The 14,359-nt window shown below is 69.9% G+C and carries 9 protein-coding genes and 1 pseudogene; all 10 read left to right on the top strand.

What is annotated here, in order from left to right; translation table 11 throughout:
• The first annotated feature begins 86 nt into the window (after positions 1-86).
• The 10 genes and pseudogenes from IE258_RS10000 (at position 87) to IE258_RS09955 (ending at position 14,324) form a co-directional block, all read left to right on the top strand.
• Positions 87-2,713 (top strand): annotated as a pseudogene (locus IE258_RS10000) (valine--tRNA ligase).
• A 229-nt stretch (positions 2,714-2,942) separates the two neighbouring features.
• On the top strand, positions 2,943-4,466 hold the full coding sequence (folC, locus tag IE258_RS09995; protein WP_159329533.1) for a bifunctional tetrahydrofolate synthase/dihydrofolate synthase: 1,524 nt from the start codon (positions 2,943-2,945) through the stop codon (positions 4,464-4,466).
• A gap of 6 nt (positions 4,467-4,472) precedes the next feature.
• Positions 4,473-4,829, top strand: a complete 357-nt coding sequence (locus IE258_RS09990) for a DUF4233 domain-containing protein (protein ID WP_189741758.1) — start codon at positions 4,473-4,475, stop codon at positions 4,827-4,829.
• Between the two features lie 170 nt (positions 4,830-4,999).
• On the top strand, positions 5,000-5,413 hold the full coding sequence (gene ndk / locus IE258_RS09985) for a nucleoside-diphosphate kinase (protein ID WP_159329531.1): 414 nt from the start codon (positions 5,000-5,002) through the stop codon (positions 5,411-5,413).
• A gap of 320 nt (positions 5,414-5,733) precedes the next feature.
• The gene (locus IE258_RS09980) at positions 5,734-6,753 is read left to right on the top strand and encodes a rod shape-determining protein (protein WP_007449816.1); all 1,020 of its coding nucleotides are present in this window, start codon (positions 5,734-5,736) and stop codon (positions 6,751-6,753) included.
• Positions 6,754-6,935: 182 nt separating this feature from the next.
• Positions 6,936-7,979 carry a rod shape-determining protein MreC gene (mreC, locus tag IE258_RS09975; protein ID WP_189741755.1) on the top strand — a complete coding sequence of 348 codons (1,044 nt, stop codon included), beginning with the start codon at positions 6,936-6,938 and terminating at the stop codon, positions 7,977-7,979.
• A 13-nt stretch (positions 7,980-7,992) separates the two neighbouring features.
• On the top strand, positions 7,993-8,664 hold the full coding sequence (gene mreD, locus IE258_RS09970) for a rod shape-determining protein MreD (RefSeq protein ID WP_189741752.1): 672 nt from the start codon (positions 7,993-7,995) through the stop codon (positions 8,662-8,664).
• Between the two features lie 107 nt (positions 8,665-8,771).
• Positions 8,772-11,081 (top strand): penicillin-binding protein 2, encoded by a 2,310-nt coding sequence (gene mrdA, locus IE258_RS09965; RefSeq protein ID WP_159329529.1) that lies wholly within the window; start codon positions 8,772-8,774, stop codon positions 11,079-11,081.
• Entirely contained in the window at positions 11,078-12,274 is a 1,197-nt protein-coding gene (gene rodA / locus IE258_RS09960; RefSeq protein ID WP_127892216.1) for a rod shape-determining protein RodA, read from the top strand. The genes mrdA and rodA overlap by 4 nt, the downstream gene beginning before the upstream one ends.
• 91 nt (positions 12,275-12,365) lie before the next feature.
• Entirely contained in the window at positions 12,366-14,324 is a 1,959-nt protein-coding gene (locus tag IE258_RS09955; RefSeq protein WP_189741749.1) for a TIGR03960 family B12-binding radical SAM protein, read from the top strand.
• The last annotated feature ends 35 nt before the right edge of the window (positions 14,325-14,359 follow it).

The following is a 14,359-nucleotide window of genomic DNA, read 5'->3' as shown; positions in this document are numbered from 1 at the left end:
CTGGCGTGCGCAGGTCACCGGGGGCCGCACCGTTACAAACGAAACGCGTTTCGGGACAGCGCCGTGACGCCCGTAAACTGACCCCCGTGACCGAGAACTCTCAGCAGCCGCAGCCCGCACCCAGCACCGAACTGCCGACCCAGTACACGCCGGCCGAGGTAGAGGGGCAGCTGTACGAGCGCTGGGTAGAACGGGGTTACTTCGAGGCCGACGCGAAGAGCGACAAGCCGCCGTACACCGTCGTCATCCCGCCGCCGAACGTCACGGGCAGCCTGCACCTCGGGCACGCCTTCGAGCACACGCTCATCGACGCCCTGACCCGCCGCAAGCGCATGCAGGGCTACGAGACGCTGTGGCAGCCCGGCATGGACCACGCCGGCATCGCCACGCAGAACGTCGTCGAGCGCGAGCTGGCCAAGGAGGGCAAGTCCCGGCACGACCTCGGCCGGGAGGCGTTCGTCGAGCGTGTCTGGCAGTGGAAGAGCGAGTCCGGCGGGCAGATTTCCGGCCAGATGCGCCGCCTCGGCGACGCCGTCGCCTGGTCCCGTGAGCGCTTCACGATGGACGAGGGCCTGTCCCAGGCCGTCCAGACCATCTTCAAGCGGCTCTACGACGACGAGCTGATCTACCGCGCCGAGCGCATCATCAACTGGTGCCCGCGCTGCCTGACCGCGATCTCCGACATCGAGGTCGAGTACCAGGACGACGACGGCGAGCTGGTCTCCATGAAGTACGGGGAGGGCGACGAGACCATCGTCGTCGCCACCACCCGCGCGGAGACGATGCTCGGCGACACCGCCGTCGCCGTCCACCCCGAGGACGAGCGCTACAAGCACCTGGTCGGCAAGCTCATCAAGCTGCCGCTGACCGACCGCTCCATCCCGGTCGTCGCCGACGAGCACGTCGACCCCGAGTTCGGCACCGGTGCCGTCAAGGTGACGCCCGCCCACGACCCGAACGACTTCGAGATCGGCCAGCGGCACGGCCTGCCCGCCATCGCCGTGATGGACGAGCACGCCGTCATCACCGCCCACGGCCCCTTCCAGGGCCTGGACCGCCTGGAGGCCCGTTCCGCCATCGTCGCCGCGCTGCGCGCCGAGGGCCGGATCGTCGCCGAGAAGCGGCCCTACGTCCACAGCGTCGGCCACTGCTCGCGCTGCAAGACCACCATCGAGCCGCGCCTGTCCATGCAGTGGTGGGTCAAGGTCGGCCCGCTCGCCAAGGCCGCCGGTGACGCGGTCCGCGACGGCAAGGTCAAGATCCACCCGCAGGAGATGGAGAAGCGGTACTTCGACTGGGTCGACAACCTCCACGACTGGTGCATCTCGCGCCAGCTGTGGTGGGGCCACCGCATCCCCGTCTGGTACGGCCCCGAGGGCGAGGTCGTCTGCGTGGCGAGGGCTGGTACCAGGACTCCGACGTCCTGGACACCTGGTTCTCCTCCGGCCTGTGGCCCTTCTCCACGCTCGGCTGGCCCGAGCAGACCGAGTCGCTCGCGAAGTTCTACCCGAACTCGGTCCTGGTCACCGGCTACGACATCCTCTTCTTCTGGGTCGCCCGGATGATGATGTTCGGCCTCTACGCGATGGACGGCACCCCGCCGTTCCACACCATCGCCCTGCACGGCATGGTCCGTGACCAGAACGGCAAGAAGATGTCCAAGTCCTTCGGGAACGTGGTCAACCCGCTGGACTGGATGGACAAGTACGGCTCCGACGCCCTGCGCTTCACCCTCGCGCGCGGCGCCAACCCGGGCGTCGACGTCCCGATCGGCGAGGACTGGGTCCAGGGCTCCCGGAACTTCGCCAACAAGATCTGGAACGCCACCCGCTTCGCGCTGATGAACGGCGCGACGGTCGAGGGCCCGCTGCCCGACGCCTCGCGGATGTCGTCGACGGACCGCTGGATCCTCTCCCGCCTGAACTCGGTCGTCGCCGAGGTCGACGCGTACTACGAGGACTACCAGTTCGCGAAGCTCTCGGACGCGCTGTTCCACTTCGCCTGGGACGAGGTCTTCGACTGGTACGTCGAGCTGTCCAAGACCACCTTCCAGGCGGGTGGCGAGGCGGCCGAGGTCTCCAAGCGCGTCCTGGGCGAGGTCCTGGACGTCACGCTGCGTCTCCTCCACCCGATCGTGCCCTTCGTCACCGAGACGCTGTGGACGACGCTCACGGGCGGCGAGTCGGTCGTCATCGCCTCCTGGCCGTCCGCTGTGTTTGTTCCTGGGGCTGACGCCCCGGGCGGCTTCCGGGACGCCGACGCCGAGCGGGAGATCGGGACCGTCCAGTCCGTCATCACCGAGGTCCGGCGCTTCCGTGCCGACCAGGGGCTCCAGCCCGGCCAGCGGGTCCCGGCCCGGCTCACCCTCGCGGGCAGCGCGCTCGCGGCCCACGAGGCGGCCGTCCGGCAGCTGCTGCGGCTCCAGCCGGAGGGTGACGGTTTCGCCGCGACGGCGACGCTGCCGGTCGCCGGGGTCGAGGTCGCCCTCGACCTCTCCGGCGTCATCGACTTCGCCGCCGAGCGCAAGCGGCTGGCGAAGGACCTCGCCTCGGCGGAGAAGGAGAAGGCCCAGGCGAACGCCAAGCTCGGCAACGAGGCGTTCCTCGCCAAGGCGCCGGACCAGGTGGTGGACAAGATCCGCGGCCGCCTGGCCAAGGCGGACGAGGACATCACCCGCATCACCGCCCAGCTGGAGAAGCTGCCGGAGGCGTAGCCAACCCAGGGGCGCGGGGAACTGCGCGACCAGCCACGACGGTGCTGCACTCGCCGTTGAACCCAAGCAGCCCCTCTCCGTGGGCGGCCAAGGGGCGGGTCGCGCAGCCCGGCGCTGCCGGGGTGCCGCCCGCGCCCACCCGTGCCGCCCCAGCGGCACGACTGCCCGCGGCTGGGGGGGGGCGCGACTGCCCGCGGTTACTGGGCGGCGGGTACGTAGACTGGTGCCCGTGAGCGACATCCCCGGCGAGAACGACCAGCCCGACCCCTCCGACCCCCTCGACTCCTTCGACGAGATCATCGACGCGGAGACCACCCGCGACCCCGACCTCGCCGTCATCGAGGCCGGCAGCCGCACCCTGCGCACCCAGGGCGGTCCCCCGGAGGCCGACGTCCCCGGGCGCCCGGAGGACCCCGAGGTGGACGCGGCCCTGCGCGGTGTCGAGACGGAGCTGGCCACCCGCTGGGGCGAGACCAAGCTGGAGCCGTCCGTCACCCGGATCGCCGCGCTGATGGACGTACTGGGCGAGCCGCAGCGCTCGTACCCCTCCATCCACATCACCGGGACCAACGGCAAGACCTCCACCGCCCGCATGATCGAGGCCCTGCTCGGCGCCTTCGAGCTGCGCACCGGGCGGTACACCTCGCCGCACGTGCAGTCGATCACCGAGCGGATCAGCCTGGACGGGGCGCCGATCTCCGCCGAGCGGTTCGTCGAGACCTACGACGACGTCAAGCCGTACGTCGAGATGGTCGACGCGCAGCAGGAGTACCGGCTGTCCTTCTTCGAGGTGCTGACCGGCATGGCGTACGCCGCCTTCGCCGACGCGCCCGTGGACGTGGCCGTCGTCGAGGTCGGGATGGGCGGCTCCTGGGACGCCACCAACGTCATCGACGGGGACGTGGCCGTCGTCACCCCCATCGACCTGGACCACACCGACCGGCTCGGCGGCACCCCCGGCGAGATCGCGGTCGAGAAGTCCGGGATCATCAAGCAGGACGCCACCGTCATCCTGGCCCAGCAGCCGGTGGACGCGGCGCAGGTGATGCTGAAGAAGGCCGTCGACGTCAACGCCACCGTGGCCCGCGAGGGGCTGGAGTTCGGCGTCGTGGCCCGCGAGGTCGCCGTCGGCGGACAGCTGGTCACCCTGCGTGGCCTCGGCGGCGAGTACACCGAGGTCTACCTGCCGCTGCACGGCGCCCACCAGGCGCACAACGCGGCGGTCGCGCTGGCCGCCGTCGAGGCGTTCTTCGGTGTCGGCGCGCAGCGCCCCGAGCCGCTGGACGTCGACACCGTGCGCAAGGCATTCGCCTCCGTCGCCTCGCCGGGGCGGATGGAGGTGGTGCGGCGCTCGCCGACCGTGGTCCTCGACGCCGCGCACAATCCGGCCGGGGCCCGGGTCACCGCCGAGGCGGTGGGGGAGGCATTCCAGTTCAGCCGGCTCATCGGGGTGGTCGGCGCCAGCGCCGACAAGAACGTGCGGGGGCTCCTCGAAGCCTTCGAGCCGGTCTTCGCCGAGGTCGTCGTCACCCAGAACTCCAGCCACCGCGCGATGGACGCCGACGAGCTGGCCGCGATCGCCGTCGAGGTGTTCGGCGACGACCGGGTCCAGGTCGAGCCCCGGCTGCCGGACGCCCTGGAGGCGGCGATCACGCTGGCCGAGGAGGAGGGCGAGTTCGCGGGCGGCGGTGTGCTCGTCACCGGTTCCGTCATCACCGTCGGCGAGGCCCGACTGCTCCTGAGGAGGGGCTGAGTAACCGTGCGTACGCTCTGTGCTTCGACGCTGATCGGCGAGTTCTTCGTGATCGGCTTCGCCGGACTGGTCGCCATGAAGGACCCGGACCTGTCGGTGGGGACGGTGTGGACGGTCAGCGGCATCGCGATGGTCCTCAGCGTGCTGCTGTGCGGGGTCATCACCCGGCCCGGCGGCGTCGCCCTCGGCTGGGCGCTGCAGGTCGCGCTGATCGCCTCGGGCTTCGTCGTGCCGACCATGTTCTTCCTCGGCGCGATCTTCGCCGCCCTGTGGTGGGCCTCCGTGCACTACGGGCGGAAGATCGACGAGGCGAAGGCGAGGTTCGCCGCCCAGGCCGAGGCATCCGCGCCCGACCTCGCCTGACACGGGCCCCCGGCCCCGCCCGCCACGGGCCCCCGGCCCCGCCCGACGCGGCCGTCGGTGCCGACGTACCCGGTATGCCTGACGCTGCGTGACATCGGTCGCGACACGCCCGGTAACCTCATTCATCACCCGCACGACCGCACATCTCGAACCTTCCCAAGGGAGCCCTCGTGACCCAGCGCAGCCTCGTCCTCCTCAAGCCCGACGCCGTCCGTCGTGGCCTGACCGGCGAGATCATCAGCCGTATCGAGCGCAAGGCCGGCTGGCAGATCACCGCGCTGGAACTGCGCACCCTGGACACCGACACGCTCGAGCAGCACTACGGCGAGCACAAGGGCAAGCCCTTCTACGAGCCGCTGGTCGAGTTCATGGCGTCCGGCCCGGTCGTGGCCATGATCGTCGAGGGCGAGCGGGTCATCGAGGGCGTGCGCGCGCTGGCCGGCCCCACCGACCCGATCGCCGCCGCGCCCGGCTCCATCCGCGGGGACTACGGCGTGATCGTCCGCGAGAACCTGATCCACGCCTCCGACTCCGAGGAGTCCGCCGAGCGCGAGCTGAAGATCTTCTTCCCCGGCCGGGTCTGATCCCCCTTCGGGACACGCCGGGAGCACCCTTTTTTCTGACGACACGTCAGCCGAATGGACCGGGCGGAGCCGGGGCGGTCGCGCAAAAGCGGCCGCCCTGTGGCATATGCGCGCCTGATCGGGGGAACGGATCCCACCGTTGGCCCGTCTCCACAAGCGAGGCGGTGCGCCATCTGCTGACAATGGCGAAGACCCTCGCGCAGTGTTCGCGAAAGCGCGTCTACGATAGAAGCCTCCACGCGTCACTGCACCCACTTCGCCTACCTGAAAAGCCCTCAAAAGCTCCTGGGAAGGCCAGTCGAATCCTGATGGGGAACTCAATGTCGTTCATCGGCCGTGACATGGCTGTCGACCTCGGGACCGCCAACACGCTGGTGTACGTCAGGGGTCGCGGGATCGTACTCAACGAGCCGTCCGTCGTCGCGATCAACACCAACACCGGTGGCATCCTCGCGGTCGGCGCCGAAGCGAAGAAGATGATCGGGCGCACGCCCGGCAACATCGTTGCCGTGCGCCCGCTGAAGGACGGCGTCATCGCCGACTTCGAGATCACCGAGCGGATGCTCCGCTACTTCATCCTGAAGATCCACAAGCGGCGGTATCTGGCTCGGCCGCGGGTCGTCGTCTGTGTGCCCTCGGGCATCACCGGCGTCGAGCGCCGCGCCGTCATCGAGGCGTCGTCCCAGGCCGGCGCCCGGCAGGTGCACATCATCGAGGAGCCCATGGCCGCGGCCATCGGCTCCGGCCTGCCGGTCCACGAGGCCACGGGCAACATGGTGGTGGACATCGGCGGCGGCACCACGGAGGTCGCGGTCATCTCGCTCGGCGGCATCGTCACGGCCCAGTCCATCCGCGTCGCGGGTGACGAGCTGGACAACGCGATCATCCAGCACGTGAAGAAGGAGTACAGCCTTCTGCTGGGTGAGCGCACGGCCGAACAGATCAAGATCACGATCGGTTCTGCGTACGACCTCGACTCCGACGAGCACACCGAAATCCGCGGCCGGGACCTCGTCTCCGGGCTGCCCAAGACCGTCGTCATCTCCGCCGCCGAAGTGCGCAAGGCGATCGAGGAGCCGGTCAACGCCATCGTCGACGCCGTCAAGACCACCCTCGACAAGTGTCCGCCGGAGCTGTCCGGCGACATCATGGACCGGGGCATCGTCCTGACCGGCGGCGGCGCGCTGCTGCGCGGGCTCGACGAACGGCTGCGCCGGGAGACCGGGATGCCGATCCACATCGCCGAGGACCCGCTGGACAGCGTGGCGCTCGGCAGCGGCAAGTGCGTCGAGGAGTTCGAGGCGCTCCAGCAGGTGCTGGACGCCTCGCCCCGCAGATGACGTAACACTTCGGTTCCGCCGTACGAGACGATCTCCTCTCGTGCGGCGGATCGTTGATATAGAGGGTTGCGGTACCGGATGCGCGTGAAGCGCCCGACGTACCGAATCAGCTGAATTCCTGAACACCGCCACGTACATTCCGAGATTCCCGAATTTCGACGAGGAAGGCACGGCCGCCGCACGTGAGGGACACGAAAGAGAGCCGGCTGCTCCTGGTGCTGCTGATCGCCATCGCGTTCGCACTGATCACGGTGGACATCCGCGGTGGGGAGGACTCCCCGGTCGACGGTGCCCGGCAGGCCGCCGCCAACGTCTTCGGTCCGATCGAGAACGGGGTCTCCTCCGCGGTCGACCCGGTCGGCAACGCGGTCTCCGCGATCCGCGACTCCGGCGACCGGCACGACCGGCTCGCGCGGCTGGAGACGGAGAACGCCGCCCTCAAGGCCAAGCTCGGCAGTGACGAGCGCGGCCGCAGCCGGCTGAAGCAGTTCGACAAGATGCTGGGACTCGCCGGCGCCGGGCAGTACGGCATCAAGGGCGCCCAGGTCATCGCCATAGGAGCGGCCCAGGGCTTCTCCTGGACCATCACCATCGACGCCGGCGCCAACGACGGCGTCAAGCGCGACATGACCGTCCTCAACGGCGACGGCCTCGTCGGACGCGTGACCACCGTCGGCCCGAACAGCGCCACCGTGCTGCTCGCCAACGACCCGGACTTCACCGTCGGCACCCGGATGGAGTCCGGCGACGAACTCGGCTTCGCCTCCGGCCAGGGCAGCCGCCCCCTGCGCGTCGAACTCCTCAACGGCAAGGCCGACGTCAAGAAGGGCGACCGCCTCGTCACCTTCGGCTCCCAGGCCGACAAGCCGTTCGTGCCCGGCGTGCCCGTCGGCACCATCACCCGCGTCGACCCCAACGGCGGCGACCTCACCCGCATCCTCGACGTCACGCCGTTCGTCAGCTTCACCAAGCTCGACATCGTCGGCGTCGTCGTCCAGGCCCCGGCGAAGGACCCGCGCGACACGGTGCTCCCGGAGAAGAAGCAGCCCAAGCCCACGCCGACCGTCACGGTCACCGTCACCCCCGGGGCCGACCCCGAGGGCCAGGCCCAGAACGACGAGGCCGGGCAGGACGAGGCGGCCGGGCAGGGCGACGCGACCGGCCAGAACGACGCCACCGGCCAGAACGACCAGACAGAGCAGCAGAACGAGCAGCCCGAGCCGTAGGAGCCTTCACCCCATGCGCGTCAACCGGATCCTGCTGTCCGTCGCCCTGGTCGTCGTAGCCCTGGTGATCCAGGTCAGCGTCCTCGCCCGCCTCCACCTGCCCGGCGCCGTCCCCGACCTGCTGCTGCTCACCGTCCTCGGCCTCGCCCTGGTCTACGGCCACGTCGGCGGCGCCCTCGTCGGCTTCGGCGCCGGACTCCTCGCCGACCTCGCCCCGCCCGCCGACCACGCCGCCGGCCGCTACGCCCTCGTCCTCTGCGTCATCGGCTACCTCGCCGGCCTCGCCAAACCGGACAACGGACGGCTCCGCTCGGCCACCGGCCCGCTGGTCGTCGTGGGCGCCGCCGCCGTCGGCACCACCCTGCTCTACGCGGGCGTCGGCGCCCTCGTCGGCGACACCGCCGCCCGCCACGTCGGCCTGCCCAGCCTGCTGTTCACGGCCGCCCTGTACGACCTGCTGCTCGCGCCCTTCGTCGTCCCCGGCATCATGGCGCTCGCCCGGCGCGCCGAACACGACCCGCTGGCCGACACCAACTCCGCCGCCCAGAGCCCCGACATCTCCTCCGGCTGGCTCTCCGGAGGCACCGGCCTGCGCATCGGCAGACAGCGCAACGCACTGCGGGTGAAGACGGCCCGCGCCCGCGTGGCCCGCACCGGACGCATCAAGGGGGTCAAGCGGCTGTGACCAGGCGGCAGCATTCCAGCAGCACACACTTCGTGAGGGGGAGCCAGAACCAGTGACCAACTCCCACCCGTCGCCCACCACCACCCTCAACCGGATGGGCTGCGCCCATGACTAACATTCCGGAGACCGGCCGCAGCACCCGCGTCCAGACCCGGCTCGTCGTCATCCAGATCCTCGTCCTCTCCCTCCTCGCCACCCTCGGCGGCCGCCTCTGGTACCTCCAGATCCGCCAGGGCGACGAATACGCCGAGGAGGCTTCCGGCAACCACGTCCAGCAGGTCGTCCAGCCCGCCACCCGCGGCTCGATCCTGGACGCCCGCGGCGTCGCCCTCGCCGACAACGAGACCCGGCTCGTCGTCTCCGCCTCCCGCACCGAGCTGCTCAAGATGAAGGACGACGGCAAGGCCGTCCTCACCAAGCTCGCCGGCGTCCTCGGCATGAAGCCCCAGGACGTCATGGACAAGGTCCGGCTCTGCGACGCCAAGACCCCGCAGCCCTGCTGGAACGGCTCGCCCTACCAGCCGATCCCCGTCACCGACGAGGCCACCGTCAAGCAGGCCCTGCAGATCCGCGAACGCGCCGAGGACTTCCCCGGCATCACCGCCGAACCCATGGCCGTACGCCGCTACGCCGCCCCCGGCAAGTCCAACACCGCCCAGGTCCTCGGCTACCTCTCGCCGGTCACCGACGAGGAACTGCAGAAGGCCCAGGACACCGACTCGCCCTACCTGCGCTCCGACCAGGTCGGCCGCTCCGGCCTGGAACGCCAGTACGACAAGGCGCTGCGCGGCAAGGCCGGCGTCACCCGCTACGAGGTCGACAACCTCGGCCGCGTCATCGGCGAGGCCGAGTCCGACCCGGGCACCCCCGGCTCCAACCTCGTCACCAGCATCGACGCCCGCGTCCAGCGGGTCGCCGAGTACGAGCTGAACGAGGCGATGAAGGCCGCCCGCAAGGAGATGGACCGCAACACCAACCGGACCTACGAGGCCGACGCCGGCGCGGTCGTGGTGATGGAGGCCAAGACCGGCCGCGTCGTCGCCATGGCCTCCAACCCCGACTACGACCCCAACGCCTGGGTCGGCGGCATCTCCGCCAAGGACTACAAGAAGCTCACCGGCAAGGACTCCAACTACCCGCTGCTCAACCGCGCCACCCAGGGCCAGGCCGCCCCCGGCTCCATCTTCAAGGTCGTCTCCTCGGCCGCCGCGGTCGAGGCCGGCTACGACTTCGACGGCAACTACGACTGCTCCAGCGCCTACAACGTCGGCGGCCAGGTCTTCAAGAACTTCGAGTCGGCCAACGAAGGCATGATCACCATCGGCCGCGCCCTGGAGCTCTCCTGCGACACCGTCTTCTACCGCCTGTCCCACGAGGAGTGGAAGAAGGACGGCGGGATGAACCCCAAGAACCCCAACGACTACTTCTACAAGGCCGCCCACCAGTTCGGCCTCGGCGACAAGACCGGCATCGACCTCCCCAACGAGGTCACCGGCCGCGTCCCCGACCGCCAGTGGAAGCAGGACTACTGGGAGGCCAACAAGGACGCCTGGTGCAAGTCCGGCAAGAAGGACGGCTCCTACGTCGAGAAGATCGCGTACGAGAACTGCCACAGCGGCAACAAGATGCGCGCCGGTGACTCCATCAACTACTCCATCGGCCAGGGCGACACCCTCGTCACCCCCATCCAGATGGCCACCATCTACTCCGCCATCTCCAACGGCGGCACCCTCTACGACCCCAGCATCGGCAAGGCCGTCGTCAGCCCCGACGGCAAGACCGTCAGCGAGATCGAGCCCACGGCCCACGGCAAGCTGCCCATAAGCAAGACCACGCTGGCCAAGATGGACGAGGCGCTCGCCGGCGTCGCCAGCCGCGGCACCGCCGCCTGGCGGTTCGCCCAGGTCGGCTGGCCGCAGGACAAGATCCCGATGCACGCCAAGACCGGTACCGCCGAGGTCTACGGCAAGCAGACCACGTCCTGGTTCGCGACGTACACCAAGGACTACTCGATCGTCATGACGATCTCCCAGGGCGGCACCGGCTCCGGCGCCTCGGGACCCGCCGTCCGCAACATCTACGACGCGCTGTACGGCGTCTCCGACGACGGCGACATCGACCCGAAGAAGGCACTGCTGCCCAAGCCGCAGGCGAGCCTCCCGAAGATCAAGACGGACGGCACGATCCTCTCGCCGAAGATGCCGAAGGACATCGTCAAGGAACTCCAGCCCGACGAGAAGGCATCCCCGGACCAGGAGTACGCCCCCGTCGAGGAGGGCGACCAGCCCGCCACCACCCCCAACCAGAACGGGGACAACCGCGACACCCGGCGCCACCGACGCCGAGGCGGCGCACGCGGCTCCGGGCGCGGTGCACGGCCGGGCGGCAGGGGAAGAAGCCGGAGGGCACGCGCATGACCGGCAACAGCTTCCATGTCTCCGGCTACGGCCCCGACAAGGGCGGCTGGACCCGCCTCTTCGCCCGGGACTCCATGGCCCGGCGGCTCGACTGGCCGATACTGCTGGCCGCCGTAGGGCTCTCGCTGATGGGCTCGCTGCTCGTCTACTCCGCGACCCGCAACCGCACCGAGCTCAACCAGGGCGACCAGTACTACTTCCTCACCCGGCACCTCCTGAACACCGGCATCGGGCTCGCCCTGATGGTCGCCACCGTCTGGCTCGGCCACCGCGCCCTGCGCACCGCCGTGCCCGTCCTCTACGGCGCCTCCGTCTTCCTGATCCTGCTGGTGCTCACCCCGCTCGGCTCGACCATCAACGGCGCCCACTCCTGGATCAAGCTCCCCGGCGGCTTCTCGCTGCAGCCCTCGGAGTTCGTGAAGATCACGATCATCCTGGGCATGGCGATGCTGCTGGCCGCCCGCGTCGACGCGGGGGACCGGCCGCACCCCGACCACCGCACCGTGCTCCAGGCCCTCGGCCTGGCCACCGTGCCGATGCTCATCGTGATGCTCATGCCCGACCTCGGGTCGGTCATGGTCATGGTCATCATCGTGCTCGGCATCCTGCTCGCCTCCGGCGCCAGCAACCGCTGGATCTTCGGCCTGCTCGGCGCCGGCACCGCGGGCGCGCTCGCCGTCTGGCAGCTCGGCATCCTGGACGACTACCAGATCGCCCGCTTCGCCGCCTTCGCCAACCCCGCCCTGGACCCCGCGGGCGTCGGCTACAACACCAACCAGGCGCGCATCGCCATCGGCTCCGGCGGACTCACCGGCTCCGGCCTCTTCGAGGGCTCCCAGACCACCGGCCGCTTCGTCCCCGAGCAGCAGACCGACTTCGTCTTCACCGTCGCCGGCGAGGAACTGGGCTTCCTCGGCGCCGGCCTCATCATCGCCCTGCTCGGCGTGGTCCTCTGGCGCGCCTGCCGCATCGCCCGCAGCACCCCCGACCTGTACGGCACGGTGGTCGCCGCCGGGATCGTCGCGTGGTTCGCCTTCCAGACCTTCGAGAACGTCGGCATGACCCTCGGCATCATGCCGGTCACCGGCCTGCCCCTGCCCTTCGTCTCCTACGGCGGCTCCTCCATGTTCGCCGTCTGGATAGCGGTCGGCCTGCTCCAGTCGATCACCGTGCAGAGACCGATGTCGGCGTAGCCCGGCACTCGCGGGGTCAGCGGTAAGGGGGACCGGTCCGGCCGGGTTAGGCTGGATGGTCCCCCTTGTCAGCACACGAAGGTCCCGTGAGATGCCTGCCGAAGCCTCCCCGGCCGCCGAGTCCGTGTTTCCGCAGCTGGAAGCCCTGCTCCCACACGTGCAGAAGCCGATCCAGTACGTCGGCGGAGAGCTGAACTCCACGGTCAAGGACTGGGAATCCTGCGACGTCCGCTGGGCCCTGATGTACCCCGACGCCTACGAGGTCGGCCTGCCCAACCAGGGCGTCATGATCCTCTACGAGGTACTCAACGAGCAGCAGGGCGTCCTCGCCGAGCGCACCTACAGCGTCTGGCCGGACCTCGAGGAGCTGATGCGGGAGCACTCCGTCCCGCAGTTCACCGTCGACAGCCACCGCCCGGTCGGCGCCTTCGACGTCTTCGGCCTCTCCTTCTCCACGGAGCTGGGTTACACCAACATGCTCACCGCCCTCGACCTGGCGGGCATCCCGCTGGAGGCGAAGGACCGCGGCATCGACGACCCGATCGTCCTGGCCGGCGGCCACGCGGCCTTCAACCCCGAGCCGATCGCCGACTTCATCGACTGCGCGGTCATCGGCGACGGCGAGCAGGCCGTCCTGGAGGTCACCGCGATCATCCGCGCCTGGAAGGCGGAGGGCCGCCCCGGGGGCCGTGAGGAACTCCTCCTCCGCCTGTCCAAGACCGGCGGCGTCTACGTCCCCGGCTTCTACGACGTCGAGTACCTCCCCGACGGCCGTATCGCCCGCGTCGTCCCCAACCGCTCCGGCGTCCCGTGGCGGGTCAGCAAGCACACCGTCATGGACCTCGACGAGTGGCCCTACCCCAAGCAGCCCCTGGTCCCGCTCGCCGAGACCGTCCACGAGCGCATGTCCGTGGAGATCTTCCGCGGCTGCACCCGAGGCTGCCGCTTCTGCCAGGCCGGCATGATCACCCGACCGGTGCGCGAGCGCTCCATCACCGGCATCGGCGAGATGGTCGACAAGGGCCTCAAGGCGACCGGCTTCGAGGAGGTCGGCCTGCTGTCCCTCTCCTCCGCCGACCACACGGAGATCGCCGACGTCGCCAAGGGCCTCGCCGACCGGTACGAGGAGGACAAGATCGGCCTGTCCCTCCCCTCCACCCGCGTCGACGCCTTCAACATCGACCTGGCCAACGAGCTGACCCGCAACGGCCGCCGCTCCGGCCTCACCTTCGCCCCCGAGGGCGGCTCCGAGCGCATCCGCAAGGTCATCAACAAGATGGTCTCCGAGGACGACCTCATCCGCACCGTCGCCACCGCCTACGGCAACGGCTGGCGCCAGGTGAAGCTGTACTTCATGTGCGGCCTGCCCACCGAGACCGACGACGACGTCCTCCAGATCGCCGACATGGCCACCCGCGTCATCGCCAAGGGCCGCGAGGTCTCCGGCTCCGGCGACATCCGCTGCACGGTCTCCATCGGCGGCTTCGTCCCCAAGCCCCACACCCCCTTCCAGTGGGCGCCGCAGCTCTCCGCCGAGGAGACCGACGCCCGCCTGCAGAAGCTCCGCGACAAGATCCGCGGCGACAAGAAGTACGGCCGCTCCATCGGCTTCCGCTACCACGACGGCAAGCCCGGCATCGTCGAGGGCCTCCTCTCCCGCGGCGACCGCCGCCTCGGCGCCGTCATCCGCGCCGTCTACGACGACGGCGGCCGCTTCGACGGCTGGCGCGAGCACTTCTCCTACGACCGCTGGATGGCCTGCGCCGACAAGGCCCTGGAGCCCACCGGCGTCGACGTCGACTGGTACACCACCCGCGAGCGCGGCTACGAGGAGGTCCTCCCCTGGGACCACCTCGACTCCGGCCTCGACAAGGAGTGGCTCTGGGAGGACTGGCAGGACGCCCTCGACGAGACCGAGGTCGACGACTGCCGCTGGACCCCGTGTTTCGACTGCGGGGTGTGCCCGGCGATGGACACCGAGATTCAGGTCGGTCCGACCGGTAAGAAGCTGCTGCCGCTGTCGGTCAAGAACAGCGCTCCGGCCGGCTGAGGCGCGGCAGCCGGGGATGACTGAGCCACTGCGGC

This window comes from Streptomyces tendae, from assembly GCF_014650435.1.
Classification (GTDB): domain Bacteria; phylum Actinomycetota; class Actinomycetes; order Streptomycetales; family Streptomycetaceae; genus Streptomyces; species Streptomyces tendae.
This window is presented reverse-complemented; position numbering and strand designations above follow the sequence as displayed.

Excerpts from the sequence above, each read along its gene's own strand:
- IE258_RS09955 (WP_189741749.1), top strand. The coding sequence starts at position 12,366 with ATGCCTGCCGAAGCCTCCCCGGCCGCCGAGTCCGTGTTTCCGCAGCTG.
- mreD (WP_189741752.1), top strand. The coding sequence starts at position 7,993 with ATGCGCGTCAACCGGATCCTGCTGTCCGTCGCCCTGGTCGTCGTAGCC.
- rodA (WP_127892216.1), top strand. The coding sequence starts at position 11,078 with ATGACCGGCAACAGCTTCCATGTCTCCGGCTACGGCCCCGACAAGGGC.
- mrdA (WP_159329529.1), top strand. The coding sequence starts at position 8,772 with ATGACTAACATTCCGGAGACCGGCCGCAGCACCCGCGTCCAGACCCGG.
- IE258_RS09980 (WP_007449816.1), top strand. The coding sequence starts at position 5,734 with ATGTCGTTCATCGGCCGTGACATGGCTGTCGACCTCGGGACCGCCAAC.